This window comes from Azospirillum sp. A29, assembly GCF_042604625.1.
Taxonomy (GTDB): domain Bacteria; phylum Pseudomonadota; class Alphaproteobacteria; order Azospirillales; family Azospirillaceae; genus Azospirillum; species Azospirillum palustre.
The window spans coordinates 2,500,303-2,525,679 of the sequence record NZ_CP170466.1 but is presented as its reverse complement, the minus strand read 5'-3'; the positions used below and the strand labels follow the sequence as shown (position 1 = coordinate 2,525,679).

Here is a 25,377-nt window from a genome sequence, read left to right as displayed (position 1 = left end):
TGCGGCCGCCGTTCCGAAGAGGCGACGATGAAAGGCCGAAGCCGTCAGGCGGCGATCTTCAACAGCCCGCACAGGCGGCGGATGCCCTCGCGGATCTGGGCCGGCTTGGTGACGGAGAAGGCCAGCCGCAGCGTGTTCTTGCCCGACCGGTCGGCGTGGAAGGCCGAACCGGGGACGAAGGCGACGTTGGCCTCCTTGATGGCGCGGGCCAGCAGTTCGGTGCCGTCTACACCCTCCGGGGCCTCGATCCAGACGAACAGGCCGCCTTCCGGCTTGGTCCAGGTGACGCCCGGCGGGGCGTATTCCTCGAGAGCCGCCAACATGGCGTCGCGGCGCTCCTTGTACTGAGTGCGCAGCAGCTTGAGGTGGCTGTCGAAGATCTGCGAGACGACGTCGTGCATGACGATCTGGTTGATCGTGCTGGCATGCAGGTCGGCGGCCTGCTTCATCAGGACCAGCCGGTTCACCACCTCGGGCGCCGCGTTGACCCAGCCGACGCGCATCGCCGGCACCATCGTCTTGGAGAAGGTGCCGCCGAAGATGACGTTGGTCAGCTTGCCGCCGTTGCGCTCGCAATCCAGCGCCGCCAGCAGCGGCAGATGCTCGCCGTCATAGCGCAGTTCGCAATAGGCGGTGTCCTCGATCACCGGCACGCCGGCCGCCTCGCAGGCGTCCAGGATGGCGTGACGGCGGGCCAGCGTCACCGTGGTGCCGTTGGGATTCTGGAAATCGGGGACGAGGTAGAAGAACTTCGGCTTCTGCGCCAGCGCCTCGGTCAGCGCGGTCATCTCCGGCCCTTCCCCGTCCATCGGGATCGAGAGATAGGTCGGTTCGTAGGGCGAGAAGGCCTGCAGCGCGCCGAGATAGGTCGGGCGGGTCACCACGATCTTGTCGCCGGGGCCGATCAGCAGCTTGCCGACGAACTCCAGCACCTGCTGCGAGCCGTTGGTGATGAGAACGCCGTCCAGCCCGATGTTGACGCCCTTGCCGCCCATATAGTCGCAGATCCACTCCCGCAGCGGCGTGTAGCCTTCGGTGATGGAATATTGCAGGGCGGCGCCGGCACCGGAATTGGACTGGAAGATCTTCTCGTAAGCGCGTGCGATGGCCGAGCTGGGGAACAGATCCGGATCGGGGATGCCACCGGCAAAGGAGATGATCTCCGGACGATCGATCAGCTTCAGCAGTTCCCGGATTTCGGACGCCGTCATGCCGCCCACGCGGCCCGCGAACACATGACCCCAATCAACCGACACGGTGCTTCTCCTTCGGATCAGTAATTTAGTATCGTTCTCAGGCGGTCGAGCATTGCATTTCGTACCGCGAGCGAACAAGGCAGATCGATGGTATGGCAGCTATGCTGTCCTGTATGACTTACCAGCATATCGGGCGATTTGCCAACAATCTGATGTCGGAACCACGTGACCTGCCGTTTGGCATAGCGGCGGGTCGATTGCTGGGCCAGCGCAATGGCCTCGTCGAGTGGGATTTCGCCGTGCAGAACGCGGCGGAGTTCGGGCACGCCCAGGGCTTTCAGCACCGGCAGGTCGCCGGCGAGGGCCTGTTCACGGGCGAGAGCGTCCAATCGCCGCACCTCCTCCAGCGCTCCCTGTTCCATCATCAGATCGAAGCGCCTGTCGCACTGGGCATTGAGGTCGGCTCGCGGCGGATCGAGCACTAGGATGGTGAAGCGCAGATCGGCCGGCGCGCCTTGGGCGGTCCGGCTCTGCCAATGGGACAGCGGATGGCCGGTGGCCTCCAGCACCTCCCAGGCGCGGGTCAGGCGGGTGGTGTCGCCAGGGTTCAGCTTGGCCGACGCCGGGTCGCGGGCGACCAGTTCGGCGCGGAAGGCCTCGCCGCCGATTGCGGCCAGCCGGGCATGGGCGGCGGCACGCACCTCGTCGGGAATGGGCGGCACCTCGCTCAGCCCCTGCATCAGCGCGCGCAGATAGAGGCCGGTGCCGCCGACCACCACCGGCAGCCGGCCCTCGGTCCTGGCTGCGGCGATCTCCGCCAGCGCCATCTCACGCCAGCGCGCCGCCGATCCACGTTCCGCCGCTGGCAGCACGCCATAGAGCCGGTGGGGCGCCCGCGCCAAATCCTCGGCCGGCGGTCGGGCGGTCAGCACATCCAGGTCGGCGTAGAGTTGCATGCTGTCGGCATTAATGACGGTGCCGCCGAACGCCTCGGCGATGGCAAGTGCCAGCCCCGACTTGCCCGACGCGGTGGGGCCGCCGATGACGATGACGTCGGTCAGAGGGCTGGTCAGAGGGGTGGTCAGAGGGGTGGTGAGGTCGCTCATCGCCCTTGCATGGCGTTCCGGCGCCCGCTTTGCAACACCCAACCGCATGCCGACGCCGAAGCTTCGTTGGACCCGGCACCGTGGCTGTGGTAGGCAGCGCGCAAAGGCCCTCTTTTCCTCGGGATACCCGCCGATGAACGCCGTCGCCACGCTGATCGCCCCCCGCACCGCCACACTCGACGAGGCCGCCGTCCAGACCGCCAAGGCGGCGCTGGTCGGGCTGGGCGCCGATGCCGGCGCACCGGACTGGCTGGCGCCGGGCACCGCTTGCGACCTGCCCTTCGGCAATCTGGCGCCCGAACAGGCGGAGGCGGCGATCCGGCATGCCCTGGCGGCGAATGGGACCGGCGTGGCGCTGGACATCATCGCCCAGCCGGCGGCGACGCGGCGCAAGCGGCTGCTGGTCGCCGACATGGAATCGACGATCATCGAGCAGGAGATGCTGGACGAGCTTGGCGATTATGTCGGGCTGAAGGGCCACATCGCCGACATCACCGCCCGCGCCATGAACGGCGAGATCGACTTCAAGGACGCAGTGCGCGAGCGGGTCGCCCTGCTGAAGGGCCTGAACGAGACGGTGATCGACGAGGTGTGGCAGCGCGCCACATTGATGCCGGGTGCTGCCCAACTGGTCGGCACCATGCGCGCCAACGGCGCCGTCTGCGTTCTGGTATCGGGCGGCTTTCGCTGCTTCACCGGCCGGGTGCGCAGCTGGATCGGCTTCGACGACGACCGCGGCAATGAGCTGGAGGTGGAGGGCGGCGTGATGACCGGCAAGGTGATCGAGCCGATCCTGGACAAGGACAGCAAGCTCCAGGCGCTGATGGCCTATGCCGGCGAGCATCGCGTGCCGGTGGCGGAAACCATGTCCGTCGGCGACGGCGCCAACGACCTGCCGATGCTGCTGGCCGCCGGGCTGGGCGTCGCCTTCCATGCCAAGGCGGTGGTCGCCGCCGAAGCCCGCGCCCGCGTCGATCACGGCGACCTCACCGCCCTGCTCTACGCCCAGGGCTACCGGGCGGCGGAGTTCGTGGGGTAAGGGGGAGAGCGTTCGCTAATAGCGAATTTCTGTTGACCTGGATGATTTGCGCCAGAATCATTCATCTATGAAGCTTGTCATCGAAGCCTCTGCGTTGAAGGTGCTTTTGCGGCTGCCGAAGTCCGATGCAGAGGGCCTTCGGACAAAGCTGAAGTCATTTGCTGCGGCTCCTTATGACCTTTACCCCTGGGCAAAGGCTTTCGGTGGTGGCAGAGGGCGCATCCGCCATGGCAATTGGCGAGCCGTTTACGCCATCTACGGCGACGTGATGGTTGTCACAGTGTTGAAGATCGGAAATCGCAAGGAGGTTTACCGATGAACGCGCTGCCTATCCGACCAATCGCAGAAACTCCCGACAGCGTCACGCTCAGTCGCGCGGACTTCGAAGCACTGGCTGAACTCGTTGCCGATGCCCAGGATCTCGCCGATGTGGAGGCAGTTAAGGCTCGGCTCGCAGCGGGCGAGACGGAGGCCTTCCCCTTCGAGATTGCTGAACGCATCATGGATGGCGAGCATCCGGTGACGGTCCTTCGCGAATACCGCCAATTCACTGTCCGCGGGCTGGCCGAGGCGGCAGGGATTGCTCCGTCCTCCCTTTCGGAAATCGAGAACGAACGCAAACCCGGCAGCTTCGACGCCATGGGACGCATTGCCACTGCGCTGAACGTACCGCTGGACCTGCTGGCGCGTCGATAGCGTGCGTCACGCCCACACGCCGCGCACATAGGGCGTCAGCTGCGTGTCCATCAGGATGATGTGGCGGACCAGCCAGTCGGCGGTGAATTTGTAGAGCTGCTCCGCATTCTCGTGGGTTGGGTCGATCGAAAAGCGGTTGGACAATTCACTGACCATCTTCACCGCAGCGCGGTGCATGGCAACGTGTTCCTCGAATTTTGGGTAATGCACGATCTGCATGATCCGCTCTTCGCGGGCGAAATGCTCCTTGGTGTATTCCAGCAGTTTGACCAAGATCTTGGCAACGCGGACCGGCTGGAACCGCTGAGCGGCCAGTGCTGCGTCGAGTTCGTTCAGATACTCGATCAGATGCTTGTGATCGTCGTCGATGGACGGTTGGCCGACGCTCAACTGCCGTCGCCATGTTATGGCGCCCATGACCCTGCCGCCTCCCCCCTTGCCGGCACCCCGTTAGCCCGGATTATGGCTGGTGTTACCATTGCGCCAAAACAGCCGGCGGCGTCACACGGCAATATGACGCACCCGCCAGGAGACAGGCGGAGGAAGAGGCCCGGAACGAAACAGGGCGGATGCGTCGCCGCACCCGCCCCATTTCGCATCCTGTGCCCCGCCGCTATCGGGCGGGGATCGGGAACCCGTCGTCGTCAGCCGACGATCGAATACCCGCAGTCGACATAGGTGGTGTCGCCGGTGATGCCCTTGGCGCCATCGGTGGCGAGGAAGGCGGTGGTGTAGCCGACCTCTTCGATGGTGACCAGACGGCCTTCCGGCGCGCGCTCGGCGGCCTTGTTCATCAGCTCGTCGAAATGGGCGATGCCGGAGGCGGCGCGGGTCTTGATCGGGCCGGGGGAGATGGCGTGGACGCGGATGCCCTTCGGGCCCAGCTCGGCCGCCAGATAGCGCACGCTGGCTTCCAGGGCGGCCTTGACCGGACCCATGACGCCGTAATTGTCGATGACGCGGTTGGCGCCGAAATAGGACATGGTGAACAGCGACCCACCGTCCTTCATCAGCGGCTCGGCATACCTGGCCATGCGGATGAAGGAATGGCAGGAGACGTCCATCGCCTGCTGGAAGCCCTCTCGCGAGCAATCGACGACGCGGCCGTGCAGATCTTCCTTCGGGGCGAAGGCAATGCTGTGCAGCGCGAAGTCGAGCTTGCCCCACTTCTCGCCGATCTTGTCGAAGATGGCCTTCAATTCGCCCTCGCCGGTGACGTCCACCGGTTCGAAGATCTCGGCCTCGAGCTGCTGGGCCAGCGGCTCGACGAACTTCTTGGCCTTGTCGTTCAGATAGCTGACCGCGAGGTCGGCACCCATTGCGCGGAAGGCGCGGGCGCAGCCCCAGGCGATCGACTGGTCGTTGGCGATGCCAAGAACGAGCCCCTTCTTGCCTTCGAGCGTGGCGGCGGCGGGAATGATCGTGGTCATGCGGACTGTCCTGCGGTCGATGTGACGGGAGGAGCGGCCGCAACCGTGGCGGCCTTTCGCCGGGTGCACAGACGCGGCGTTCCTTGTGCAGTGCACCATAAACGAACCGTCGCGGGTCCGCAACGTGCATTGGGCGCGAACCGCACATGCGCTTCAATCATTGCGCAGCATTGCCGCAGGCACGATCAGTAAAAGCCGAAGTTGCCCAAATTCTGTCTTTCATTGATCCATATCAAAAACGGCCTGCCAGCGTGTGACTGGCAGACCGTTTCTTGATGACATTTCTGTTATGGCATCAGGCCGCTTGGCTGATTGCCTGCTTACCGCGCAACACCCGGGCTGAAGGAGGGCGGATCGCTCGCCGGGAAGGATTCCTGGGAAGCTTCGTCGACGATCTCCTCCTCGCAGCTCTCCTGATAGATGTCGCCGGGATGGCGGGAATAGGGGTCGATGCCATGTTCGACATCCTGAGCCGGAAAGGCCGCCCGGTCATTGTGCGACCAGTCGGCCAGCATCGCCTTGCCGGGGCAATAGCCGGTCAAGCCGCGCGCAACCAGCGCGCCGCCAGCCAGCGCCATGGCGGCGCCGGTCCAGCTGGGCCGCCGCAGGCCCAGCACCGCCAGCACCACGCCGCCGGCCAGCGACGCCAGCCGTTCGTTATGGCCGACATTGATGCCGTAGCTGCCGGTGGGGCCGGGCAAGCGGTCGGCCACGTGGTCCGCTATGCCGCGCAGGTTGCGCTGGGCCGTATCGGTGATCGAAGAGAGTTCCATGTCGGTCCTCCTGAATTCGGGTCCCGGTCAGGCGGGTCCCAATCGGGGACCGTCCGCCATCGGATCGTTATCGCATCACTGTTGAGAAACCGGCGGCTGGGGGTTGGCGTTCCCGGACGGCGGCGGAGCGGCATCCGGCGCCGCCTGGGGCGCACCGCCCTGCCCCATTCCTGCGCCGGGCGTCGCCCCGCTGGAACCGGCGGCGCCGCGGGCCTGCTGCAACTCGCTGTTCAGCCGCGCCACCTCCTGCGACAGACGCTGCACCTCCTGGCGCAGCGGTGCCGCCGAGACCTCGCCGTTTCCGCCGGCCGCGCCGGCGACGGCGGCCAGCGTCGCCGAATCGCGCATCCAGTAGGGAGCGACGCCGTAATAGGTGTGAACCGCCATCGCCCACTGGCGGTCGTTCATGTTCGGACGGTTCTTGTCGTCGAACCGCGGCGCATTGGTCAGCTTGTCCTTCGGCACATTCAGGACATAGCCCTCGCCCGACGGGGTGAACAGCGCCCACGGAACCGCGAAGTCGGCCTCGCCGATGCCGAGGAAGCCGCCCAGCTCGACCACGGCATAGGCGACGCGCCCGGTGCCGGGATCGATGATCAGTTCGGAAACGCTGCCGAGATCCTTGCCGTCCGGGCTGCGCAGCTTGGCGTTCTCAAGATCGTCGGCGGCGATGGCGCGCGGGTGGGCGATGGAGTCCTGGAGCGCCGTCGCCTCGCCCAGCATGGCTTGGCAGGCGGGAGCGTTGCCCTTCTGTGCGGCGGCCTGCGCGGCCTGCTGAAGCGCGCGCAGCTGTGCGGTTTCCTGCGGGGTCACAGGCGCGGCGGAGCCGGGGCCTGCAGCCTCGAGAGCCGCCGCCTGCTGTCCCAGCCGGTCAAGCCCGGCCGCGCAGTCGTCGGCCGCCAGCACGGGCGCGGCGAAGGACAGGGTTCCCAGCGCGGCCAGCAGCAGGGCCGTTGCAGGGGTGGGGCGCGTCATCAGGGCATCCTCCGGCTTGAATCGTCTCATGCTGCATGAACAGCATGGTCAAGCCGGAGGTTCCATCAGCCAGAGAGTCACGGGCGCCGATCTTCCCCCAGTTGTGGAAGGTCAGCCCGGAAGGGGCAACCCACCGCGCTGGACGATGAAGGACTGGATGGCATCGACCCCCTCGCCCGCCTTGACGTTGGCGAAGACGAAGGGACGGTCGCCGCGCATCTTGCGGGCGTCGCGGTCCATCACCTCCAGGCTGGCGCCGACCATCGGGGCGAGATCGGTCTTGTTGATGACCAGCAGGTCGGACCGGGTGATGCCCGGCCCGCCCTTGCGCGGGATCTTATCGCCGGCCGACACGTCGATGACGTAGATGGTGATGTCCGCCAACTCCGGCGAGAAGGTCGCCGCGAGGTTGTCGCCACCCGATTCGATGAAGATCAGATCGAGGTTGGGGAACTTCGCGTTCATCTGATCGACAGCGGCGAGGTTGATCGAGGCGTCCTCGCGGATCGCGGTGTGCGGGCAGCCGCCGGTCTCCACGCCCATGATCCGTTCCGGCTTCAGCGCGCCGGAGCGGGTGAGGAACTCCGCATCCTCCTTGGTGTAGATGTCGTTGGTGATCGCCGCGACCTCCCAATCCTCGCGCATGCGCTTGCACAGCGCGTCGGTCAACGCGGTCTTGCCGGAGCCGACGGGACCGCCAATGCCGACGCGAAGCGGACCGGCGTGGCTCTTTTCGATAGCGGGGAGAGCGCTCATGAGCGAAACAGCCTCGTATATTGGGTTTCGTGGATCATCGAGGTCCAGTCGACGGCCATCGCCCGGCCGCCGAGATCGTCGAGCGGGGCCGCCAGTGCCGCCTCGGCCGCCCGGTGCGTGACGGGATCGAGTGCCGCCAGCGCCCGCTGCCCGTCGGTCTGGCCGAGCGGCACCAGACGCACGCCGGCCGATACCAGATTGGCGGAGAAGGCATGGAGATAGGCGGTCAGCGCCGGCCCTTCCGCCACGCCGATCAGGGATGCTGCCAGCGCCACCGCAACCGCATAAGCGACCGGCCGTCCGGTGCCGGCGATCACCGCATCCCAACGCGCCAGCCCGTCGAGCGGCCATGCGGCGCGGATCGCGAGCAGGAAAGCCTGCCCCTGCGCCCGCGATTCCAGCCCCATCTCGGCCGACGCACGCAGGATGTCGGCCCGCTCCACCGCCCAGGCGAAACCGGCCTCGTCGCCGGACAGCACGGCCCGGTGGGCGGCGGCAAACAGCATTCCGTCGGTCCGCCCGGCGCCATGGCGCAGGATGCCGTCGAGCCAGCCGATCATCGTCGCCCGGTCGCACACCAGCCCCTGCTCCACCGCCGCCTCGATGCCATGGCTGTAGGAGAAGCCGCCGACCGGGAAGCTGGGCGACAGCCACGCCAGCAGGCGCGTCAGGGCGTGGGTGGAGACGCCATCCAACTCAGTGCGAATGGCCATGGCCGCCGCCATGCGAATGACCGCCATAGGCGCCGCCTTCCGGCATGAAGGGCGCCGACACGTCGCGCACCTCGGCCCCCAGCCCGCGCAGCATGTCCTCGATCACATGGTCGCGGCGCAGCCGGATGGTGTCGCCGACGATCTGCACCGGCAGGTGACGGTTGCCGAGATGCCAGGCGACGCGGGCGAAGGCCTCGACCGGGCCGGGCACGCGGACCTCCATCAGATCCTCGGGCGCGGCGACCACGCGCAGGAAGCTGCCATCGCCCAGTTCCAGCCCGTCACCGTCGTCCAGCGCCACCGCCCGCGGCAGGTCGAGCAGGAAAGCACCCCCGGCATCGTCGGTCATCGCCATGCGGCGGCGGAAACGGTCGTCGAAGGCGAGCGTCACGGTGCCGGCCGCCTGCTCGGCCGGCCAATGGCCGCAGGCATGGACTCGGGTGGCGCGGCGGGCGGGATCGGTCATCAGGTAAGCCGTTCGAAGGGGGTCGGGTGGCCGAAGAAGCGGCCGGCCAGTTCGCTGACCAGCGCCGCGTCCCCGGTGGTGAAGAATTTCAGGCCCCGTTCAACCGGATCGGGCCGGTATTCGGGATGGCGGTCGAGATACTGCTCCAGCGAGCGGGCGGTCAGCGTCGGCTGGCACAGCACCTCCACCCCCGGCGGCAGCGCGCGGACGAACAGGTGGCGGACCAGCGGGTAATGGGTGCAGCCCAGCACCACCGTGTCCAGCGGCTGGCTGCCCATCTTGTCCAGCAGGACACGGACATAGCCGTTCACCGCCGGTTCGATCTCGTCGTCCGGCGCGCCGCGTTCGATCAGCGGCACGAGGTCGGGGCAGGCCTGCTGCACGACGCGGACGGACGGGGCGCGCTTGCCGATCTCCCGCGGGAAGGAGCCGGAGTTGACCGTCGCCGCGGTGGCGAAGATGCCGACGCTGCGCGGTTCCGCGAGATGGTCGGGCGGAACGGTATCGATCATCCATGGCACGCGGGTGATCGCCTCCACCATCGGCACCAGCACCCCCAGCACGTTGCGGCCGGGATGGGCCGACGGCAGCCATTCCTGCTGGAGCCGGCGCAGCGCGACGGCCGCGGCGGTGTTGCAGGCGATGACGATCAGCCGGCAGCCCTGGTCGAACAGACGATCCATCCCGGCGATGGTCAGCCGATAGATGTCGTCCTCGCTGCGCGGACCGTAGGGAGCGGCGGCATGGTCGCCGAGATAGACGAATGGCCGGCCGGGTGCCGCGTCCACCAGGGCGCGCAGCACCGTCAATCCGCCATGTCCTGAATCGAATACACCGATCACGAATAGACCCTGCCTAAGACTCCTTCTCCCCCGCCCATTTTCTAAGGGGGGAGAAGTTGGGATGAGGGGGGCGGCGCAGCCGAAGAGATCCTCGAAGCAGCTCCCCCTCACCCTAACCCTCTCCCCGGGGGGGAGAGGGAGTTAAAAATTGCGCCTCAGAACAGGAAATAGCGCTGCGCCATCGGCAGGATTTCCGCCGGTTCGCAGGTCAACAGCTGTCCGTCCGCCCGCACCTCGTAGGTCTCCGGGTCCACCTCGATGTGCGGGGTGGCGTCGTTGTGGATCATGTCCTTCTTGCCGACGGTGCGGGTGCCCTTGACGGCGATCAGCTCGCGGTGCAGGCCGAGCTGGCGTCCGACCTCCAGTTCCAGCGCCTTGGCGCTGACGAAGGTCACGCTGCTGGCCTGCATCGCCCGGCCGAAGGCGCCGAACATCGGGCGGTAATGCACCGGCTGCGGCGTCGGGATCGAGGCGTTGGGGTCGCCCATCAGCGCGGCCGCGATGGTGCCGCACTTGATGACCATGTCCGGCTTCACCCCGAAGAAGGCCGGCGACCACACCACCAGATCGGCCAGCTTGCCGACCTCGACCGAGCCGATGACATGGCCGATGCCATGCGACAGCGCCGGGTTGATGGTGTATTTGGCGATGTAGCGCTTGACCCGGAAATTGTCGTTGTCGCCGGTCTCCTGCGGCAGCCGGCCACGCTGGAGCTTCATCTTGTGCGCGGTCTGCCAGGTGCGGATCACCACCTCGCCCAGCCGGCCCATCGCCTGGCTGTCCGACGAGATCATGGAGAAGACGCCCAGATCGTGCAGGATGTCTTCCGCCGCAATGGTCTCACGCCGAATGCGGCTTTCGGCGAAGGCGACGTCCTCCGGGATGCGCGGGCTGAGGTGGTGGCACACCATCAGCATGTCGAGATGCTCGTCCACCGTGTTGATGGTGAACGGCCGCGTCGGGTTGGTCGAGCTGGGCAGCACGTTGGCGAGGCTGGCCACCCGGATGATGTCCGGCGCATGGCCGCCGCCCGCCCCTTCGGTGTGGAAGGTGTGGATGGTGCGGCCCTTGAACGCCGCGATGGTGTCCTCAACGAAGCCGGATTCGTTCAGCGTGTCGGTGTGGATCGCCACCTGGACGTCGAGCTGGTCGGCCACCGTCAGGCAGGTGTCGATGGAGTCGGGCGTGGTGCCCCAATCCTCGTGCAGCTTCAGGCCGCAGGCGCCGGCGGCGATCTGCTCCAGCAGCGCATCGGGGCGGCTGGTGTTGCCCTTGCCGAAGAAGCCGAGGTTGATCGGCAGCCCTTCGGCGGCCTGGAGCATCCGCTCCATGTGCCACGGACCCGGCGTGCAGGTGGTGGCCGAGGTGCCGGCGGCCGGGCCGGTGCCGCCGCCCAGCATGGTGGTGACGCCGCTGTTCAGCGCCTCGTCCACCTGCTGCGGGCAGATGAAATGGATGTGGGCATCGATGCCGCCGGCGGTGACGATCTTGCCTTCGCCGGCGATCACCTCGGTTCCCGGACCGATGATGATGTCGACGCCGGGCTGGATGTCGGGGTTGCCGGCCTTGCCGATGGCGGCAATGCGCCCCCCGGTGATGCCGATGTCGGCCTTGACGATGCCCCAATGGTCGATGATCAGGGCGTTGGTGATGACGGTGTCGACGGCTCCCTGGTGGCGCGAGCGCTGGCTTTGTCCCATGCCGTCGCGGATCACCTTGCCGCCGCCGAACTTCACCTCTTCGCCATAGACGGTGTGGTCGCGTTCGACCTCGACGATCAGGTCGGTGTCGGCCAGCCGGATGCGGTCGCCGGTGGTCGGGCCGTAGAGGGCCGCATATTCGGCCCGGTCGATGCGGTGCGCCATTGTCGTTCGCCCTTCCTGTCGGCCCGTCAGAGGGCGCCGTTGACCTTGCGGTTGAAGCCGATCACCACCCGGTCGCCGCCATAGGCGACGAGTTTCACACGCCGGGTCTGGCCGGGCTCGAAACGCACCGCCGTCCCGGCCGGAATGTCGAGCCGGAAGCCCCTGGCCTGCTCGCGGTCGAAGGTCAGCGCGCTGTTGGTTTCGTAGAAGTGGAAGTGCGAGCCGACCTGGATCGGGCGGTCGCCGGCATTGGCGACGTCGAGTTCGACGGTGTCGCGGCCATCGTTCAGCACGATCTCGCCGGCCGCCGGGAAGATTTCACCGGGTTTCATCGGGCATCCCCTCTCAACGGATCGGCTGGTGGACGGTGACGAGCTTGGTGCCGTCTGGGAAGGTCGCCTCGACCTGGATGTCGTGGATCATGTCGGCCACGCCATCCATCACCTGCTCGCGGGTCAGGACGGTGGCACCGTCCCGCATCAGCTCTGCCACCGTGCGGCCGTCGCGCGCACCCTCCACCACGTAATCGGTGATGAGGGCGACCGCCTCCGGGTGGTTCAGCTTGACCCCACGCTCCAGCCGCCGCCGCGCCACCATCGCCGCCATCGCGACGAGCAGCTTGTCCTTCTCGCGCCCTGTCAGGTTCATCGGGGGATTGCCCTTTCGCCACCCTGTTCGTTGCCGGCGATTATGCCACGCCGGAACGGCACGCCAAGTGCGTCGTATGACGTAGAGGGTTGAAAGTGCTGGCAAGCGGAACCTGAAGCCGCCGTCAGACCTCCCACAGCCGCGGCAGGCGGGTGGGCAGACCCGCGGCCTCTGCGCGCAAACCCGACCACAGCGCGGCATAGGCGCGGCGTACGGCGCGGGCGTCGCCGCCGAGGATGCGGACGATCAGCAGGCCGTCCAGCACGGTGGCGCCGATGCGGGCGCCCTCAAGCGGCTCGGCCAGTGCCCGGACCGCATCGAGGTGGCGGGCGGCGTCGGGAGCGGCATGGAGAAGGGTGGCACAGGCGGCGGCACCGCCGAAGCCGGCGGGATGGGCCAGCGCCTCGCCAATGTCGTCGTCCAGATGCAGGGCATCGGCCCAGAGCAGGCGGCCGTCGCGGGCAATCTCCCAGGCGTCACGGATCAGGCCGCGGGTGACCGTCTCGCCGAAGGCGGCGCGGCCGAAGACCAGCATCTCCCCGGCGATGGCGCGGCCGTCGCCCGACAGGTCGATCCGGGTCAGGCGGCGCAGGCGGGAGCCTTCGAAGACGATGGCTTCCTGCGGCACCCATTCCAGCCAGCCGCCCTCCTCCACCGACAGGGCGGTGTCGATCCGGCAGTCGGCACCGGTGGAGCGATAGACCTTCTCGGCCGCCTGGGTGGTGATCAGCGCCTTGGCACCAGCCCCGACGGACAGGGTGATGTCCATGCGGTCGCCGCCGACCATTCCGCCCGAGGTGGTGGCGAACACCGCGATGGGAAGGTCATCGCGGCGCGGCGTCGGCATCAGCACCCGCAGCGGGTCATGGTGGTAAAGCGTCGCCAGCCGGGTCTGGCCGTGGCGATGTTCGAACCGGACGGTGGCGGCGCCATGGACGGCGACCTTCTTTTCCTCGCGCGCCTTTTCTCCGCCCGCCGACTCTTCCGGCCTGCCGGCCACCGCCACCTGAACCAAGCGCCCGCTCCTCACTGGATCGTAGGGGCGCCAGTCTGCCGGAAGCGGGGCCGTTCAGGCAATGCGGACTCTTCAGCCTTCCCCGGTGAAGCAGCCGTTGCGGGCGGCGACCACCGCCACCTGGGTGCGGTTGCGCACGCCCAGCTTCTGCATGATCGCGCGCACATGCACCTTTACCGTGCCCTCCAGCACGCCAAGACCGCGGGCGATCTCCTTGTTGGAATGGCCGGCCAGCAGCAGCTCGAACACATCGCGCTGGCGCTCGGTCAGCCGGTCCAGGATGTCATCGTTGCCGCGCGGCCCTTCGGCCAGCGCTCCGTTCAGCACGGCACGCGGCAACGGCAGGAAGATGTCGCCGCTGAGCGCCAGCGAGATGGCATGCTCCAGCACCTCCGGCGGGCTGGTCTTCAGCACATAGCCGCGGGCACCCATGCGGACGCTGTCGACGATGTCGGCCACCTCGTCCGAGTTGGTCAGGATCAGGACAGGCACCTCGCCCAGAGCCTCTTTCAGACGGCGCAGCCCGGCGATGGCGCCGCCGCCCGCGTCATCCCCATCCACGCGCGGCGGGCCGGGGTCGTACAGGACAAGGGCCAGCTCGGGAGTCTGGCGGCCGACGTTCAGCGCTTCATCCAACGACCCAGCCTCCAGCACGCGCGTCCCAGGGCAGATCTCGCCGATGGACAGGGCGAAGCCATGGCGGACCATCGGCTGCTCGTCGACCACCAGAAAAATCCGCGTGGGATTGCCCGCGCTACGCGAACCACCGCGCGCTTGAAGCTCGAACTCCATCGTGTCCCCTTATTCTCAGCGGACCGCTCCTCAGTCAGGGCCAAGAACACCAAAAAGCCCCAACGGGAAAGCGGTTCATTCGCGCCGCTCCATGGCGCAGCTACCCCTAAATATCGAATGAATGGATCCACGATCATTTTCACCGCAAATCCGATCTATTGGCTGTGACTTCCCTGTTCTCACCTTGCGCTGTTGGTTAATGAACCGTATAAATCATCGCAGCATGAAGCGTAAAGCCCGCTGTTCCGAACAATATTGTTCTAATTTTCTATGTTCGGAGTCCGTGCGGACCGACCCAACCGGTCCGGTCCTTTTCCTGGACCTTCAGGCGCGGAACAAAAGGGGGATCGCCGCCGCCCGGAAAAAGGGCGGCCCAGCGGAGGATGATCGATGACGACATGGACTGTGATGCTGGTTGACCACGACCGGCTGTTTTCTGCGGCACTGGCAACGTTGATCGGCGGCGGCCCCTTCCGGGTCAGCGCCCATGCGGCCAGCGCCGACGACGCGCTCGACCTGATTGCCGACGGCGAGGAACCCGACCTGATCGTGCTGGCGCTGCAGGATGGCATGCCGGAGGAGATCGCCGGCATCCGGAGGTTGCGCGACGGCACCTCAGCCCGGATCGCCGTGCTCGCCGACACCATCGCCGACCGCAGCCTGTCGCAGTCGCTGAAGGCCGGCGCCGACGCTTATCTGAACAAGAGCATGTCGAGCGAGAGCCTGCTGCGCTCCCTGCGGCTGGTGATGCTGGGCGAGGTGGTCTATCCCACCCATGTCGCCGGCCTGCTGATGGCCGCCGCCAACGAACGCCCGCAGCACAACCCCACTCCGATTGCCATGCCGCCCAGCGGCGACCTGTCGAAGCGCGAGGTGCAGATCCTGCGCTGCCTGCTGGCCGGCCAGTCGAACAAGGCCATTGCGCGCAACCTGCACATCACCGAATCGACGGTGAAGATGCATTTCAAGAACGTGATGCGGAAGATCAACGCGCAGAACCGCACCCAGGCCGCGGTGTGGGCCATCCAGAACGGCTTGTCGCCGCTGGTGACGGCGTAGGGTCTGCCGGAGAGGGTTCCGTCAGAGAGGACGCCCCCTCCCTTCCAATTTAATCTATAGCCCCCTTCCCTCCCCCGCTTCGCGGGAGAGGGATAGGCAGGGAGCAAATCTGCGCCCTTACTCCGCCGCGTGGCGATGGCCGGCGTGGCGGCCTTCGCAGAACTCCTCGATCATCTTGCGGCAGAAGGCCGGAATGTCGTCGGGTTTGCGCGACGTGACCAACCCATGGTCGGTCACCACCTGCTCGTCCACCCAGCTGGCGCCCGCGTTGCGCAGGTCGGTCTGCAAGGACGGCCAGGAGGTCATGCGCCTGCCACGCACGCCGCCGGCATCGATCAGCGTCCAGGGACCGTGGCAGATCGCGGCGATGGGGCGGCCGGACTCCACGAAGCTCTTCACGAACTCGATCGCCTTCGGCTCCAGCCGCAGCGAATCCGGGTTCATCACCCCACCGGGCAGCAGCAGCGCGTCGTAACGTCCGGCATCGGCCTGGTCGAGCGTCACGTCGACATCGACCATGTCGCCACGGTCATGATGATTCCACCCCTGAATCTGCCCGCCCTTGGGGGCGACCACATGCACGGTGGCGCCGGCATCGCGCAGCGCCTTCACCGGCTCGGTCAGTTCCACCTGTTCGAAGCCGTCGGTGGCGAGCACGGCAACGGTCTTTCCATCGAGTTTCTGAGCCATCGAGGCACGTCCTTCGCTGAGGGTCATGCCGCAAAAACCGGATTACCCCTGGATGGTTCCCTGGGAACTGTCCCGCAATTCCCATGTTGATTGTGACATACGAGACACACATCAGCGATGGGAGCCGAACTCATGAGGTTCCAGACCCTGTTGGCCGGCCTTGCGCTGGCGGCAACCCTGCCATTCGCCCACATCGAGTCGGTCCAGGCCGCGGATCTGCGCGGTGGTGACGACCTTGTCGGGCTCGAAGTGACCGGTCTGCTCGGCGAGGAGCTGGGCCAGATCGTTTCCGTGTCGCCCAGCGCCGACGGCAAGGACATCAGCATCCTGGTCGAGGCCAGCGGCATGCTGGATGTCGGCCACCGCTTCTTCACCGTCCGCCGCTCGCAACTGTCGCCGGGCGAGGATGAGGACACGGTGACCTACAAGAAGACCGCGCAGGACGTGATCCGCCGCCTGCACACCAATACCCAGGTCGCGGAGCGCTGATCGCCAGCGCTCCGGACCCATCTCGACGCGGTCAGGCCGATTCGTCGGGGTGGCAGGGTTTGCAGCCGGTAGGCCAGGGCTCGCCCAGATCCTCCACCAACACGCGCCAGGACGGCGCATCGAGGCGGACGCAGCCGCCCCCGGCGAAATGCAGAGCGACGCCGCCCTCCACCGTCTCCATCGACAGCAGCTCCATGATGCGGCCGCGTTCCTTCAGGTCGAAGCCGCGCAGCTTGGCACCGGTGACCCCCTCCACCCGCAGGCCGCAATGGACCCGCTCATAGGGGGCCAGAACGTCGTCGTCGGCGGACGGACCGGGACGCGGACCGTCAGCGGCCTCCCAGCGGAAGCGGTTGACGACCATGACGAACCGCTTCTCGTCAGGCTGGAAGCACATGTCGCCGACCGGCAGGATGGCGTCCTGCAGGCAGGCGGAGACGACCTTCAGATCCTCCTCGTCTTCGGCGCGCAGGCGGATCGGGGTCATGGCTGGGGCCGTCATGTTCGGGGGCACCTCTCGGGAAAGGCCAACCTCAGGGGATGGCGGGAGGGGCGCCCCCGCCGTTTACTCGTCGCCGCCGTGGATGCGTTCGATCTCCGCACCGCAGGCAGCCAGCTTCTCCTCCACCCGTTCATAGCCGCGGTCGAGGTGGTAGACGCGGTTGACCGTCGTCTCCCCCTCCGCCGCCAGCCCGGCGAGCACCAGCGACACCGAAGCGCGCAGGTCCGTCGCCATCACGGGCGCGCCAGTCAGGCGCTCCACGCCGCGCACCAGGGCCGACGAGCCGTGGACCGTGATCCGCGCGCCCATGCGGGTCAGCTCCGGCGCGTGCATGAACCGGTTCTCGAAGATCGTTTCCGTGATCATCGCGGCACCCGTCGCCGTGCACATCAGGGCCATCATCTGGGCCTGAAGGTCGGTGGGGAAGCCGGGGAACGGCTCGGTCATCACATCGACGCCGTGCAGTTCGCCGTTCGCGCGCGACACGCGGATCCCGTTCTCGATCTCCTCGAAGGCGACGCCGGCCGGAGCCAGCGCCTTGACCGCCGCTTTGATCAAATCGAGACGGGTGTTCATGATGTCAAGACGGCCACCGGTGATGGCGGCGGCCATGGCGTAGGTGCCGGTCTCGATGCGGTCGGCCACCACCATGTGGCGGGCGCCGTGCAACCGGTCGACACCCTCGACCACCAGCCGGTCGGAGCCGATGCCGGTGATCTTCGCCCCCATCTTGACCAGACATTCGGCAAGGTCGGTCACCTCCGGCTCGCGCGCGGCGTTGACCAGGATGGTGGTGCCCTTGGCGAGCGTGGCCGCCATCAGCAGGTTCTCGGTCGCACCGACCGACACCTTGGGGAAGACGTATTCCGCACCGCGCAGACCGCCCGGCGGGGCCTTGGCGACGATGTAGCCAGCATCGATCCGGATGTCGGCGCCCATCGCCTCCAGGCCCTTGATGTGCAGGTCCACCGGACGCGCGCCGATGGCGCAGCCGCCGGGCAGCGACACCTTGGCCTCGCCGCAGCGAGCCAGCAGCGGCCCCAGCACCAGCACGCTGGCGCGCATCTTGCGTACCAGATCGTAGGGGGCGGTGGTGTTGGTGATGTCGCGCGCGGTGAAGTCCACGGCGCGGCCGGCGCAATCGCCGCCCGCCCCGGCCATGTGGATCGCCACGCCGTGCTGCAGCAGCAGATTGCACAGCGTGTTGATGTCGGCCAGGATCGGCAGGTTGGTCAGCGTCAGCGTCTCGTCGGTGAGAAGAGACGCCGTCATCAGCGGCAAGGCGGCGTTCTTGGCGCCACCAACGGTGATGGAGCCGTTCAGCGGGCGGCCGCCGCGGATGCGGATCTTGTCCATGGACCTGTTTCTTTCGCAGATACGCTTTTGAAGGCGTTCAGAGAGGAGCGCTCAGAGCCGGGGCAGCGTGACGCCCTTCTGCCCCATGTATTTGCCGGACTTGTCGGCGTAGGACACATCGCACACGCTGTCGCCCTTCAGGAACAGGAACTGGCACAGCCCCTCGTTCGCATAGACCTTGGCGGGCAGCGGGGTGGTGTTGGAAATCTCCAGCGTGACGTGGCCTTCCCACTCCGGTTCGAGCGGGGTGACGTTCACGATCAGGCCGCAGCGGGCATAGGTGCTCTTGCCCAGGCAGATGACCAGAACGTCGCGCGGGATGCGGAAATACTCGACCGTGCGGGCCAGCGCGAAGCTGTTCGGCGGAATGATGCAGACGTCGGTCTTGCGGTCGACGAAGCTCGAATCGTCGAAGCGCTTCGGGTCGACGATGGCGTTGTCGACGTTGGTGAAGATCTTGAACTCGTCGGCGACCCGGGCGTCGTAGCCGTAGGACGACACGCCGTAGGAAATCACGCCTTCGCGCTTCTGGGTCTCGACGAAGGGCTCGATCATGCCCTTGGTCTCGGCCATCTCGCGGATCCAGCTGTCCGGCATGATGCCCATCGCGGGGGTACTCCTTGGCGTATCGATTGGATGGAGGGGTCGTGAAGGCTGGTTTGTAGCCGAGCACGCGGCGGCGCTCAAGGAAAGGTGGACCGCTTGGCGCGCATGGACGGTTCTTTATCACGGCGCTGGTCTTCGCCGCCGCGGCGTCTAAGCTCGGCGTCCATGAGCCATAACTTCATCCTGTCCGTGACGGACACCCCCGCCCCGGCCGATTTGGCCGGAATCTACGAAGGCCTGCGCGCCTACAACGAGGCGTCGCTCGGCCGCGCCTATGACCGCCGCGACCTGGTGGTTGCCGCCCGCCATGCGGACGGCGCGCTGAAGGGCGGGCTGGTCGGCTACACCAACTGGGAATGGCTGTATGTCGACCTGCTGTGGGTGGACGACTCCACGCGCGGCAGCGGTCTCGGCGGCCGGTTGCTGGCCGCGGCGGAGGCGGAGGCCAAGACCCGCGGCTGCCGCTGGTCGCGGCTCTATACCTACGACTTCCAGGCGCCGGGCTTCTATCCGAAGCAGGGCTATGAGGTGTGGGCGGAGATGGAGGGCTACCCGCCGGGGCACAGGCAGATCTGGTTCAGGAAGGAACTGGCCTAAAGCGGTTTGGCCTGAGCGGAAGCGCCCTCTCCCCAAGTTCGGGAGAGGGACTATTCCCCCCGCTGCCGCGCCTGTTCCTTGCGCTTGCGCAGGTTCTCGCGCAGGCGGGCGGCAAGGCGTTCGTCGCGGCCCGATGCCGCCGGCTTCGGCTTCACCGGGGCCGGCGACGGGGTCGTGGTTTCGGCGGTGTCGTCCATCGGCGCGGCTCCGCCCCGGATGTCAGTGGTCGGAATGGTGCAGGATCTGGTCACGCAGCCCGGTGTCGTATTCGACGCCGGTCGCGGTCAGGATCGCGGCGGCGGGCGTGCGCTTCACGATGCCCTTACGCTCCAGAATGGTCCAGACGGCATCGTTCTGCAGGCCGGTGGCGTCCTTGGCGGCGACCACGGCGTGACCGAGATGGAAGTGATTGCCATGGGCATGCGGCAGGCCGGTGATCATGAAGCCACCCTCCTCGTCCTCGGCCGGCTTGTTCTCCAGGCGGGCGATCTCCTGCAACAGGGTCAGGGTGCGCAGCTGCAGCGGGTTCAGATTCAGCGGATTCTTCTTCGGGGGCATCGATCGTCCCATCGGTCCTGATGTGTCGCGGTCGCGCAGTAGACCGGCAGGGCGGATCGGCTGTCAAGCGTGCGAACCGGTCGATGGATGCTCATGGAAGGAGGCTGGCGCCCCAACCGCCGCTGGGGCATAAGACCGGCGGACCATCGTCACATAGGGTGTCGGACCATGACCATCCTCGTCACCGGGGCCGCCGGCTTCATCGGATCGCATGTCGCGGCTGCGCTGCTGGACCGCGGGGAGAGCGTGCTCGGCATCGACAACCTGAACGACTATTACGCGGTGACGCTGAAGGAGGCACGGCTGGCCCGGCTGACCGGCCGGCCCGGCTTCCGCTTCATCAAGGCCGACATCTCCGACCGCGCGACGGTGGAGGGTTTGTGGCCGCAGTTCGCCGATATGACCGGCGTCGTCCATCTGGCGGCGCAGCCGGGCGTGCGCTACTCCATCGAGAACCCCTATGCTTATGTTGACGCCAACGTCACCGGTCAGGTGACTTTGCTGGAGGCGGCGCGGCGCATGCCGGGCCTGCGGCATTTCGTCTATGCGTCGACCTCGTCGGTCTATGGCGCCAACCGCAAGATGCCCTTCTCGGTGGAGGACAGGGTGGACAGCCCGGTGTCGGTCTATGCCGCCACCAAGAAGGCGGCGGAGATGCTGGCCTTCACCTACAGCCATCTCTACCGGATGCCGATGACCGGCCTGCGCTTCTTCACGGTCTACGGCCCGTGGAGCCGCCCGGACATGGCGACATGGCTGTTCGCCGACGCCATCACCGCCGGCCGGCCGATCCGCGTCTTCAACGACGGCAAGATGAAGCGCGACTTCACCTATATCGACGACATCGTCGCCGGCGTGCTGGCCGCCCTCGACCGCCCCGCACCGGTGGATGAGGAGACCGGCGCCCCGCACCGGGTCTTCAACCTCGGCAACAACCGCTGCGAGGAGCTGATGCGCTTCATCGGCGTGCTGGAACAGGCCCTGGGCCGCGAGGCGGTGAAGGTGATGGAGCCGATGCAGGCCGGCGACGTGCATGAGACCGCCGCCGATATCGAGCTGAGCCGCCAATTGCTGGGCTTCGAACCGAAGACCCCAATCGAGATTGGCCTGCCTCGCTTCGTGGAGTGGTACAAGGGCTATCACAAGCTCTGACCTGCTCTTTTCTCTTCACCATCCGAGCCGCCATGACCTCCACCGCCTATTCGACCGCGCTGATCGGCGTCTTCCTGCTGTGTCTGGCCGTCGGCTGGTACCTGTCGACGCGGGTGCTGCGCTATCTTCTCGCCAGCAGCATCATGGACATCCCGAACGAGCGGTCGAGCCATCAGGCCCCCACCCCGCGCGGCGGCGGATGGGCGGTGATGCTGACGGTGGTGCCGGTCTTCGCCATCGCCGGGCTCGTCCTCGGTCGACCGCTGGAGACCGGGGCCGTTCTGCTGGGCACGCTGGCGCTGATGGGGGTGTCGTGGATGGACGACCGGCGCACCCTGTCGCCGCTGCTGCGGCTGGCGGTGCAGGCACTGGCGGTGGCGTTCGGGCTGCTGGCGCTGCCTGCGGACCAGCTGGTCTGGCAGGGCTGGCTGCCCTGGGGCCTGGACCGGGCGGCGACGGCCTTCCTGTGGCTGTGGTTCGTCAACCTCTACAATTTCATGGACGGCATCGACGGGCTGGCCGGCAGCGAAACCATCCTGATCGGCGGCGGCGTGGCGCTGGTGTCGCTGGTCATGGGCGATTTCGGCCTGACCGGGGTTGCCGGGGCGGCGCTGGCCGGAGCCGCGGCGGGCTTCCTGACCCACAACTGGCGGCCGGCGCGCATGTTCATGGGCGATGTCGGCAGCATTCCGCTCGGCCATATCCTGGCCTTCCTGCTGGCCTCGCTGGCAGCGCGCGGCGATTGGGCGGCGGCACTGATCCTGCCCGCTTACTACCTGACCGACGCCACCATCACGCTGCTGCGCCGCCTGCTGCGCGGCGAGAAGATCTGGCAGGCGCACCGCGAGCATTTCTACCAGAAGGCCGCCAAGGGCGTGGGCCGGCACGACCGCGTGGTGCTGACCATCATCGCCTACAGCCTCGTCCTGGTCGCCGCCGCGCTGGCCGCGGGGACCTTCGGGGCCTGGACGCTGGCGCCGGGGGCGGTCGCCGTCGCACTGCTGCTGGCGACGCTGACCCGCATGGCGAAGGCGTGATCCGATGACCCCCGCCTTCCTCGACCTGTCCGTCGTCCTGTACCATCCCGATCCGGAGCTGCTTGCCCGCTCGCTCGACACCATCGGTGCCGCCGCCGACCGGCTGGCGGAGGGGGCCGGCATTCTGACCCGGCTGTGGATCGTCGACAATGGCGCGCCAAAGGGTAGCAACGCGGCGACCAACCCGTTCCGGGCTCTGCTCGACCGCTATGCGGAGACCGGCCGGCCGCCGGTGACGCTGATCGCCGGGCACGGCAATGTCGGCTACGGCGCCGGGCACAATCTGGCGATCCGGCAGGGCGACGCGCCTTACCACCTGATCCTCAACTACGACATCCTGCTGGAGCCGGACGCGCTGCTGGCCGGCTGGCGGTACATGGAGGCGCATCCGCGCACCGTGCTGCTGACGCCCAAGGTGTTTGGCCCGTCGGGTGAGCAGGAGTTCCTGTGCAAGCGCCGGCCAACCGTGCTGGATCTGGGGCTACGCGCCTTCGCCCCCGGCTCCGTGAAGCGGATGTTCGCCCGGCGGCTCGACCGCTACGAGATGCGGGACGTCACCCGCGACGCCGTCGTGACCGGACTGGAGCAGGTCAGCGGCGCCTTCATGCTGTTCCGGCGCGACGCGCTGACCCGGCTGGGCGGCTTCGACGACGGCTATTTCCTGTATTTCGAGGATTTCGACCTGTCGCGCCGGGCGATGGCGCTGGGCGAGATCGCCTATGTGCCGGATGTCCGCATGGTGCATTTCGGCGGCAAGGCGGCGCGCAAGGGCGGCGCGCACATCCGGATGTTCGCCCGCTCCGCCCTACGCTTTTTCAACACCCACGGCTGGCGGCTGGTCTGACCGGCGCGACAGCCGGCAACCCGGCCGGCCGCGCGTCTTCAGCAGCAGCGGGTTCCAGGCGATCATGCGGGCGACCTGTCCAAGCGTCGCCTTGCGGTCGTGCTGAATGGCCCGGCGCTTGGCGATCATCCCCGGCAGTCCGCGCAGCGCGTCGCGGATGCCGCGGCCGATGGCGCCGGTGCGCCCGCTGCCCAGGCTGCGGAAGACCAGATAGACCACCAGCAGCGAATGGCCGAGGAAGGCCAGCGGCAGCAGCGGCAGCGGCATGTTCTTCACCATCGTCCACACCAGATTGCGGACGCCGTGATACTGGGCGAAGGTGCCGTACTGCTTGGAGACGCCGCTGCTGACATGTTCCACCACCGCGTCGCCGACCTGCACGGCCGGTCCGCCGCCGAGCCGGATGCGGAAGCCGAGGTCGACATCCTCGCAATAGCAGAAGAAATCCTCGTCGAAACCGCCGACCGCCTCGAAATAGTCGCGCCGGTACATGGCCGCCGCGGCACAGGGCGAGAAGACCGCGCCGCTGTAATAGGGCGGCTTCAGCATGCGGCGGTAGTTGACCCGCCAGGCGAAGCCGAAGATCGAATACTGGTCGCCTTCTCCGTCGATCATCCGGGGATCGTGCGAGAAGAGCTGGGTCGAGCCGAACATCGCCACGTCGGGCTGCGCATGGGCGGCGGCCTGCAGCCGCTCCATCCAGTCGCGGCGGGGGAAGGCGTCGGGGTTCAGCGTGACGATCCAGGGGACGGTGGCCCCGGCGGCGCCGACATTGTTGGCCTTGGCGAAGCCGACATTCGTGTCCATCCGCACCATGCGAAAGCGCGGATCGGCGGGCAAGGCGATGCCGTCGACATCCTTGGAGGCATTGTCGACGATCACCACCTCGAAGGCGGGATCGGTCTGATCGAGCAGACAGCCAATGACGCGATTGACGAAGTCTGCGCAATTAAAGCTGACGATGATGATCCGGCTGTGCCGATCATTTGCACCGTCGACGGTATGTGACATGTCTTGGTAGCGTCCTTATTCACGCGTCCCTCTCCAGCTTATAACCATTCCGACCCCCGACCGAAAGCTGGAAAAGGGTCTTGAGGCTTTGTGCCGTGGCACCACCCGGCCAAACCGGATACTAAGGCATGCTTGACTGCACCAACCGAATCCAGCCCGGACCGTCCTTCCCATGCGCGTTCTCCTGACCGGCGCCACCGGCTTCGTCGCCCGCCACACCATCCCGCTGCTGGCCGCCCACGGGCACACGGTGCGTGCCGCCCTGCGCACCCCGCAAGATGGGCCATGGGAGCCGGCGGCGGTCGGCGACATCGGCCCCGGCACCGACTGGACCGCGGCGCTGGCCGGCATCGACGCGGTGATCCACATGGCAGCCCGCGTCCATGTGATGCGTGACAAGGCCGCCGACCCGCTGGCGGAGTTCCGCCGCGTCAACACCGCCGGCACGATCCGGCTGGCGGAGCAGGCGGCGGCGGCCGGGGTGAAGCGCTTCGTCTTCCTCAGCAGCATCAAGGCGATGGTGGATGAAAGCCGCCCCGCCCCGCTGGACGAGGCGACGGCGCCCGATCCCCACAGCCCTTATGGCATCTCGAAGCTGGAGGCGGAACGCGGGCTGGCGGCGATCTCCGCCCGCACCGGCATGGAAGTGGCGGTGATCCGGCCGCCGCTGGTCTACGGCCCTGGAGCGGCCGGCAACATGCGCGCCCTGGTCAAGCTGGTGGCGACCGGCCTGCCGCTGCCGCTGGGCGGCATCCACAACCGGCGCAGCCTGATCTATGTCGGCAACCTTGCCGACGCGGTGGTGACGGTGCTGGAGCATCCCGACGCCGCCGGCCGGACCTTCCTGGTCCAGGATGGGGAGCCGGTTTCGACCGCCGATCTGGTGCGCGCCATCGCCGAAGCGCTCGGCCGGCCGGCACGGCTGGTCCCGGTGCCGCGCGGGCTGATGGCGCTGGGAGCGGCGTTGACCGGCACGCGGGCGGTGTTCGACCGGCTGGCCGGCACGCTGACGGTGGATGACGGCCCCATCCGCAAAAGGCTCGGCTGGCGCCCGCCCCATGACCTTGCGTCCGGGTTGCGCGCCACCGCGGAATGGTTCAAAGCTTCCCGCGGCTGATTTCCGGGCTTGAACAGCCATGGCCGGCTCCAGTCCGCCGGTTTCCA

32 protein-coding genes are annotated in these 25,377 nt (G+C 67.3%); 10 read left to right on the top strand and 22 right to left on the bottom strand.

Features of this window, described 5'->3' with window-relative positions; translation table 11 throughout:
* Positions 1–44: 44 nt before the first annotated feature.
* Together ABNQ38_RS27035 and miaA are read right to left on the bottom strand one after the other, a co-directional pair.
* Positions 45–1,256, bottom strand: coding sequence for a PLP-dependent aminotransferase family protein (locus ABNQ38_RS27035; RefSeq protein ID WP_377808920.1), 1,212 nt, complete (start codon positions 1,254–1,256; stop codon positions 45–47).
* Between the two features lie 17 nt (positions 1,257–1,273).
* Positions 1,274–2,302, bottom strand: a complete 1,029-nt coding sequence (gene miaA / locus ABNQ38_RS27030; RefSeq protein WP_377808919.1) for a tRNA (adenosine(37)-N6)-dimethylallyltransferase MiaA — start codon at positions 2,300–2,302, stop codon at positions 1,274–1,276.
* A 133-nt stretch (positions 2,303–2,435) separates the two neighbouring features.
* On the opposite strand from miaA, the gene serB reads away from it, so the two are divergent.
* The 3 genes from serB to ABNQ38_RS27015 all read left to right on the top strand — a co-directional run bounded on the left by serB (position 2,436) and on the right by ABNQ38_RS27015 (position 4,037).
* Positions 2,436–3,341, top strand: a complete 906-nt coding sequence (gene serB / locus ABNQ38_RS27025; RefSeq protein ID WP_377808918.1) for a phosphoserine phosphatase SerB — start codon at positions 2,436–2,438, stop codon at positions 3,339–3,341.
* Between the two features lie 67 nt (positions 3,342–3,408).
* Positions 3,409–3,660: a type II toxin-antitoxin system RelE/ParE family toxin gene (locus ABNQ38_RS27020; RefSeq protein WP_377808917.1), complete on the top strand. Its 252-nt coding sequence runs from the start codon at positions 3,409–3,411 to the stop codon at positions 3,658–3,660.
* Positions 3,657–4,037: a helix-turn-helix domain-containing protein gene (locus ABNQ38_RS27015; protein ID WP_377808916.1), complete on the top strand. Its 381-nt coding sequence runs from the start codon at positions 3,657–3,659 to the stop codon at positions 4,035–4,037. The genes ABNQ38_RS27020 and ABNQ38_RS27015 overlap by 4 nt, the downstream gene beginning before the upstream one ends.
* 6 nt (positions 4,038–4,043) lie before the next feature.
* Here ABNQ38_RS27015 and ABNQ38_RS27010 read toward each other — a convergent pair whose 3' ends face one another.
* The 13 genes from ABNQ38_RS27010 to ABNQ38_RS26950 form a co-directional block, all read right to left on the bottom strand.
* Complete coding sequence (locus tag ABNQ38_RS27010) at positions 4,044–4,454, bottom strand: bacteriohemerythrin (RefSeq protein WP_098739335.1); 411 nt, start codon at positions 4,452–4,454, stop codon at positions 4,044–4,046.
* A gap of 227 nt (positions 4,455–4,681) precedes the next feature.
* Positions 4,682–5,467: an enoyl-ACP reductase FabI gene (gene fabI / locus ABNQ38_RS27005; RefSeq protein WP_098739334.1), complete on the bottom strand. Its 786-nt coding sequence runs from the start codon at positions 5,465–5,467 to the stop codon at positions 4,682–4,684.
* 320 nt (positions 5,468–5,787) lie between these two features.
* A complete protein-coding gene (locus ABNQ38_RS27000) occupies positions 5,788–6,240 on the bottom strand; it encodes a DUF2892 domain-containing protein (RefSeq protein WP_377808914.1) in 453 nt (150 codons plus the stop codon).
* A 75-nt stretch (positions 6,241–6,315) separates the two neighbouring features.
* Positions 6,316–7,215 carry a PRC-barrel domain-containing protein gene (locus tag ABNQ38_RS26995; protein ID WP_377808913.1) on the bottom strand — a complete coding sequence of 300 codons (900 nt, stop codon included), beginning with the start codon at positions 7,213–7,215 and terminating at the stop codon, positions 6,316–6,318.
* A gap of 111 nt (positions 7,216–7,326) precedes the next feature.
* Positions 7,327–7,971 (bottom strand): urease accessory protein UreG, encoded by a 645-nt coding sequence (gene ureG, locus ABNQ38_RS26990; protein ID WP_098739331.1) that lies wholly within the window; start codon positions 7,969–7,971, stop codon positions 7,327–7,329.
* Positions 7,968–8,711, bottom strand: coding sequence for an urease accessory protein UreF (locus ABNQ38_RS26985; protein ID WP_377808912.1), 744 nt, complete (start codon positions 8,709–8,711; stop codon positions 7,968–7,970). The genes ureG and ABNQ38_RS26985 overlap by 4 nt, the downstream gene beginning before the upstream one ends.
* Positions 8,668–9,150 (bottom strand): urease accessory protein UreE, encoded by a 483-nt coding sequence (locus tag ABNQ38_RS26980; RefSeq protein ID WP_377808911.1) that lies wholly within the window; start codon positions 9,148–9,150, stop codon positions 8,668–8,670. Before ABNQ38_RS26980 ends, ABNQ38_RS26985 begins: the two co-directional genes overlap by 44 nt.
* The gene (gene murI / locus ABNQ38_RS26975) at positions 9,150–9,992 is read right to left on the bottom strand and encodes a glutamate racemase (RefSeq protein ID WP_377808910.1); all 843 of its coding nucleotides are present in this window, start codon (positions 9,990–9,992) and stop codon (positions 9,150–9,152) included. Before murI ends, ABNQ38_RS26980 begins: the two co-directional genes overlap by 1 nt.
* A 155-nt stretch (positions 9,993–10,147) precedes the next feature.
* Positions 10,148–11,857: an urease subunit alpha gene (gene ureC / locus ABNQ38_RS26970; RefSeq protein WP_377808909.1), complete on the bottom strand. Its 1,710-nt coding sequence runs from the start codon at positions 11,855–11,857 to the stop codon at positions 10,148–10,150.
* Between the two features lie 26 nt (positions 11,858–11,883).
* Positions 11,884–12,189, bottom strand: coding sequence for an urease subunit beta (locus ABNQ38_RS26965; RefSeq protein WP_376956807.1), 306 nt, complete (start codon positions 12,187–12,189; stop codon positions 11,884–11,886).
* Positions 12,190–12,202: 13 nt separating this feature from the next.
* The gene (locus ABNQ38_RS26960; protein ID WP_109050871.1) at positions 12,203–12,505 is read right to left on the bottom strand and encodes an urease subunit gamma; all 303 of its coding nucleotides are present in this window, start codon (positions 12,503–12,505) and stop codon (positions 12,203–12,205) included.
* A gap of 124 nt (positions 12,506–12,629) precedes the next feature.
* Entirely contained in the window at positions 12,630–13,511 is an 882-nt protein-coding gene (locus tag ABNQ38_RS26955; protein ID WP_377810124.1) for an urease accessory protein UreD, read from the bottom strand.
* 81 nt (positions 13,512–13,592) lie between these two features.
* On the bottom strand, positions 13,593–14,246 hold the full coding sequence (locus ABNQ38_RS26950; RefSeq protein ID WP_377808908.1) for a LuxR C-terminal-related transcriptional regulator: 654 nt from the start codon (positions 14,244–14,246) through the stop codon (positions 13,593–13,595).
* 456 nt (positions 14,247–14,702) lie between these two features.
* On the opposite strand from ABNQ38_RS26950, the gene ABNQ38_RS26945 reads away from it, so the two are divergent.
* Positions 14,703–15,371 (top strand): LuxR C-terminal-related transcriptional regulator, encoded by a 669-nt coding sequence (locus ABNQ38_RS26945; RefSeq protein WP_377808907.1) that lies wholly within the window; start codon positions 14,703–14,705, stop codon positions 15,369–15,371.
* Positions 15,372–15,488: 117 nt separating this feature from the next.
* Here the strand turns inward: ABNQ38_RS26945 and ABNQ38_RS26940 are convergent, their stop codons facing one another.
* Entirely contained in the window at positions 15,489–16,061 is a 573-nt protein-coding gene (locus tag ABNQ38_RS26940; protein ID WP_377808906.1) for a type 1 glutamine amidotransferase domain-containing protein, read from the bottom strand.
* 132 nt (positions 16,062–16,193) lie between these two features.
* Here ABNQ38_RS26940 and ABNQ38_RS26935 point away from each other — a divergent pair, with 132 nt between their 5' ends.
* On the top strand, positions 16,194–16,550 hold the full coding sequence (locus ABNQ38_RS26935; protein WP_377808905.1) for a hypothetical protein: 357 nt from the start codon (positions 16,194–16,196) through the stop codon (positions 16,548–16,550).
* A gap of 31 nt (positions 16,551–16,581) precedes the next feature.
* Here ABNQ38_RS26935 and ABNQ38_RS26930 read toward each other — a convergent pair whose 3' ends face one another.
* From ABNQ38_RS26930 to dcd, 3 genes are all read right to left on the bottom strand, one after another.
* On the bottom strand, positions 16,582–17,052 hold the full coding sequence (locus tag ABNQ38_RS26930; RefSeq protein ID WP_377808904.1) for a DUF2948 family protein: 471 nt from the start codon (positions 17,050–17,052) through the stop codon (positions 16,582–16,584).
* 63 nt (positions 17,053–17,115) lie between these two features.
* Positions 17,116–18,408 (bottom strand): UDP-N-acetylglucosamine 1-carboxyvinyltransferase, encoded by a 1,293-nt coding sequence (gene murA, locus ABNQ38_RS26925; protein WP_377808903.1) that lies wholly within the window; start codon positions 18,406–18,408, stop codon positions 17,116–17,118.
* A 51-nt stretch (positions 18,409–18,459) separates the two neighbouring features.
* Positions 18,460–19,014: a dCTP deaminase gene (gene dcd / locus ABNQ38_RS26920; RefSeq protein WP_042696175.1), complete on the bottom strand. Its 555-nt coding sequence runs from the start codon at positions 19,012–19,014 to the stop codon at positions 18,460–18,462.
* A 165-nt stretch (positions 19,015–19,179) separates the two neighbouring features.
* Between dcd and ABNQ38_RS26915 the strand changes: the two genes are divergently transcribed.
* Positions 19,180–19,611, top strand: coding sequence for a GNAT family N-acetyltransferase (locus ABNQ38_RS26915; RefSeq protein WP_377808902.1), 432 nt, complete (start codon positions 19,180–19,182; stop codon positions 19,609–19,611).
* 50 nt (positions 19,612–19,661) lie between these two features.
* Here the strand turns inward: ABNQ38_RS26915 and ABNQ38_RS26910 are convergent, their stop codons facing one another.
* Both ABNQ38_RS26910 and ABNQ38_RS26905 read right to left on the bottom strand, forming a co-directional pair.
* Positions 19,662–19,808 carry a hypothetical protein gene (locus tag ABNQ38_RS26910; RefSeq protein ID WP_377808900.1) on the bottom strand — a complete coding sequence of 49 codons (147 nt, stop codon included), beginning with the start codon at positions 19,806–19,808 and terminating at the stop codon, positions 19,662–19,664.
* Between the two features lie 22 nt (positions 19,809–19,830).
* Positions 19,831–20,169 (bottom strand): hypothetical protein, encoded by a 339-nt coding sequence (locus ABNQ38_RS26905; protein WP_109050879.1) that lies wholly within the window; start codon positions 20,167–20,169, stop codon positions 19,831–19,833.
* A gap of 168 nt (positions 20,170–20,337) precedes the next feature.
* Between ABNQ38_RS26905 and ABNQ38_RS26900 the strand changes: the two genes are divergently transcribed.
* From ABNQ38_RS26900 to ABNQ38_RS26890, 3 genes are read left to right on the top strand one after another with little or no spacing between them, the layout of a single operon-like run.
* The gene (locus ABNQ38_RS26900) at positions 20,338–21,321 is read left to right on the top strand and encodes an SDR family NAD(P)-dependent oxidoreductase (protein WP_377808899.1); all 984 of its coding nucleotides are present in this window, start codon (positions 20,338–20,340) and stop codon (positions 21,319–21,321) included.
* 32 nt (positions 21,322–21,353) lie between these two features.
* Positions 21,354–22,358: a glycosyltransferase family 4 protein gene (locus ABNQ38_RS26895; RefSeq protein WP_377808898.1), complete on the top strand. Its 1,005-nt coding sequence runs from the start codon at positions 21,354–21,356 to the stop codon at positions 22,356–22,358.
* A gap of 4 nt (positions 22,359–22,362) precedes the next feature.
* Positions 22,363–23,202, top strand: a complete 840-nt coding sequence (locus tag ABNQ38_RS26890) for a glycosyltransferase family 2 protein (RefSeq protein WP_377808897.1) — start codon at positions 22,363–22,365, stop codon at positions 23,200–23,202.
* Here ABNQ38_RS26890 and ABNQ38_RS26885 read toward each other — a convergent pair.
* On the bottom strand, positions 23,164–24,213 hold the full coding sequence (locus tag ABNQ38_RS26885; RefSeq protein WP_377808896.1) for a glycosyltransferase family 2 protein: 1,050 nt from the start codon (positions 24,211–24,213) through the stop codon (positions 23,164–23,166). The genes ABNQ38_RS26890 and ABNQ38_RS26885 overlap by 39 nt on opposite strands.
* A 172-nt stretch (positions 24,214–24,385) precedes the next feature.
* Here ABNQ38_RS26885 and ABNQ38_RS26880 point away from each other — a divergent pair, with 172 nt between their 5' ends.
* Positions 24,386–25,330: a UDP-glucose 4-epimerase family protein gene (locus tag ABNQ38_RS26880; protein WP_377808895.1), complete on the top strand. Its 945-nt coding sequence runs from the start codon at positions 24,386–24,388 to the stop codon at positions 25,328–25,330.
* Positions 25,331–25,377 lie beyond the last annotated feature (47 nt).

Bases quoted from the DNA above. Each gene is read 5' to 3' on its own strand.
- miaA (WP_377808919.1), bottom strand. From the start codon at position 2,302: ATGAGCGACCTCACCACCCCTCTGACCACCCCTCTGACCAGCCCTCTG.
- serB (WP_377808918.1), top strand. From the start codon at position 2,436: ATGAACGCCGTCGCCACGCTGATCGCCCCCCGCACCGCCACACTCGAC.
- ABNQ38_RS27020 (WP_377808917.1), top strand. From the start codon at position 3,409: ATGAAGCTTGTCATCGAAGCCTCTGCGTTGAAGGTGCTTTTGCGGCTG.
- ABNQ38_RS27015 (WP_377808916.1), top strand. From the start codon at position 3,657: ATGAACGCGCTGCCTATCCGACCAATCGCAGAAACTCCCGACAGCGTC.
- ABNQ38_RS27010 (WP_098739335.1), bottom strand. From the start codon at position 4,454: ATGGGCGCCATAACATGGCGACGGCAGTTGAGCGTCGGCCAACCGTCC.
- fabI (WP_098739334.1), bottom strand. From the start codon at position 5,467: ATGACCACGATCATTCCCGCCGCCGCCACGCTCGAAGGCAAGAAGGGG.
- ABNQ38_RS27000 (WP_377808914.1), bottom strand. From the start codon at position 6,240: ATGGAACTCTCTTCGATCACCGATACGGCCCAGCGCAACCTGCGCGGC.
- ABNQ38_RS26995 (WP_377808913.1), bottom strand. From the start codon at position 7,215: ATGACGCGCCCCACCCCTGCAACGGCCCTGCTGCTGGCCGCGCTGGGA.
- ureG (WP_098739331.1), bottom strand. From the start codon at position 7,971: ATGAGCGCTCTCCCCGCTATCGAAAAGAGCCACGCCGGTCCGCTTCGC.
- ABNQ38_RS26985 (WP_377808912.1), bottom strand. From the start codon at position 8,711: ATGGCGGTCATTCGCATGGCGGCGGCCATGGCCATTCGCACTGAGTTG.
- ABNQ38_RS26980 (WP_377808911.1), bottom strand. From the start codon at position 9,150: ATGACCGATCCCGCCCGCCGCGCCACCCGAGTCCATGCCTGCGGCCAT.
- ureC (WP_377808909.1), bottom strand. From the start codon at position 11,857: ATGGCGCACCGCATCGACCGGGCCGAATATGCGGCCCTCTACGGCCCG.
- ABNQ38_RS26965 (WP_376956807.1), bottom strand. From the start codon at position 12,189: ATGAAACCCGGTGAAATCTTCCCGGCGGCCGGCGAGATCGTGCTGAAC.
- ABNQ38_RS26960 (WP_109050871.1), bottom strand. From the start codon at position 12,505: ATGAACCTGACAGGGCGCGAGAAGGACAAGCTGCTCGTCGCGATGGCG.
- ABNQ38_RS26945 (WP_377808907.1), top strand. From the start codon at position 14,703: ATGACGACATGGACTGTGATGCTGGTTGACCACGACCGGCTGTTTTCT.
- ABNQ38_RS26940 (WP_377808906.1), bottom strand. From the start codon at position 16,061: ATGGCTCAGAAACTCGATGGAAAGACCGTTGCCGTGCTCGCCACCGAC.
- ABNQ38_RS26935 (WP_377808905.1), top strand. From the start codon at position 16,194: ATGAGGTTCCAGACCCTGTTGGCCGGCCTTGCGCTGGCGGCAACCCTG.
- ABNQ38_RS26930 (WP_377808904.1), bottom strand. From the start codon at position 17,052: ATGACGGCCCCAGCCATGACCCCGATCCGCCTGCGCGCCGAAGACGAG.
- murA (WP_377808903.1), bottom strand. From the start codon at position 18,408: ATGGACAAGATCCGCATCCGCGGCGGCCGCCCGCTGAACGGCTCCATC.
- dcd (WP_042696175.1), bottom strand. From the start codon at position 19,014: ATGGGCATCATGCCGGACAGCTGGATCCGCGAGATGGCCGAGACCAAG.
- ABNQ38_RS26915 (WP_377808902.1), top strand. From the start codon at position 19,180: ATGAGCCATAACTTCATCCTGTCCGTGACGGACACCCCCGCCCCGGCC.
- ABNQ38_RS26910 (WP_377808900.1), bottom strand. From the start codon at position 19,808: ATGGACGACACCGCCGAAACCACGACCCCGTCGCCGGCCCCGGTGAAG.
- ABNQ38_RS26905 (WP_109050879.1), bottom strand. From the start codon at position 20,169: ATGCCCCCGAAGAAGAATCCGCTGAATCTGAACCCGCTGCAGCTGCGC.
- ABNQ38_RS26900 (WP_377808899.1), top strand. From the start codon at position 20,338: ATGACCATCCTCGTCACCGGGGCCGCCGGCTTCATCGGATCGCATGTC.
- ABNQ38_RS26895 (WP_377808898.1), top strand. From the start codon at position 21,354: ATGACCTCCACCGCCTATTCGACCGCGCTGATCGGCGTCTTCCTGCTG.
- ABNQ38_RS26890 (WP_377808897.1), top strand. From the start codon at position 22,363: ATGACCCCCGCCTTCCTCGACCTGTCCGTCGTCCTGTACCATCCCGAT.
- ABNQ38_RS26885 (WP_377808896.1), bottom strand. From the start codon at position 24,213: ATGTCACATACCGTCGACGGTGCAAATGATCGGCACAGCCGGATCATC.
- ABNQ38_RS26880 (WP_377808895.1), top strand. From the start codon at position 24,386: ATGCGCGTTCTCCTGACCGGCGCCACCGGCTTCGTCGCCCGCCACACC.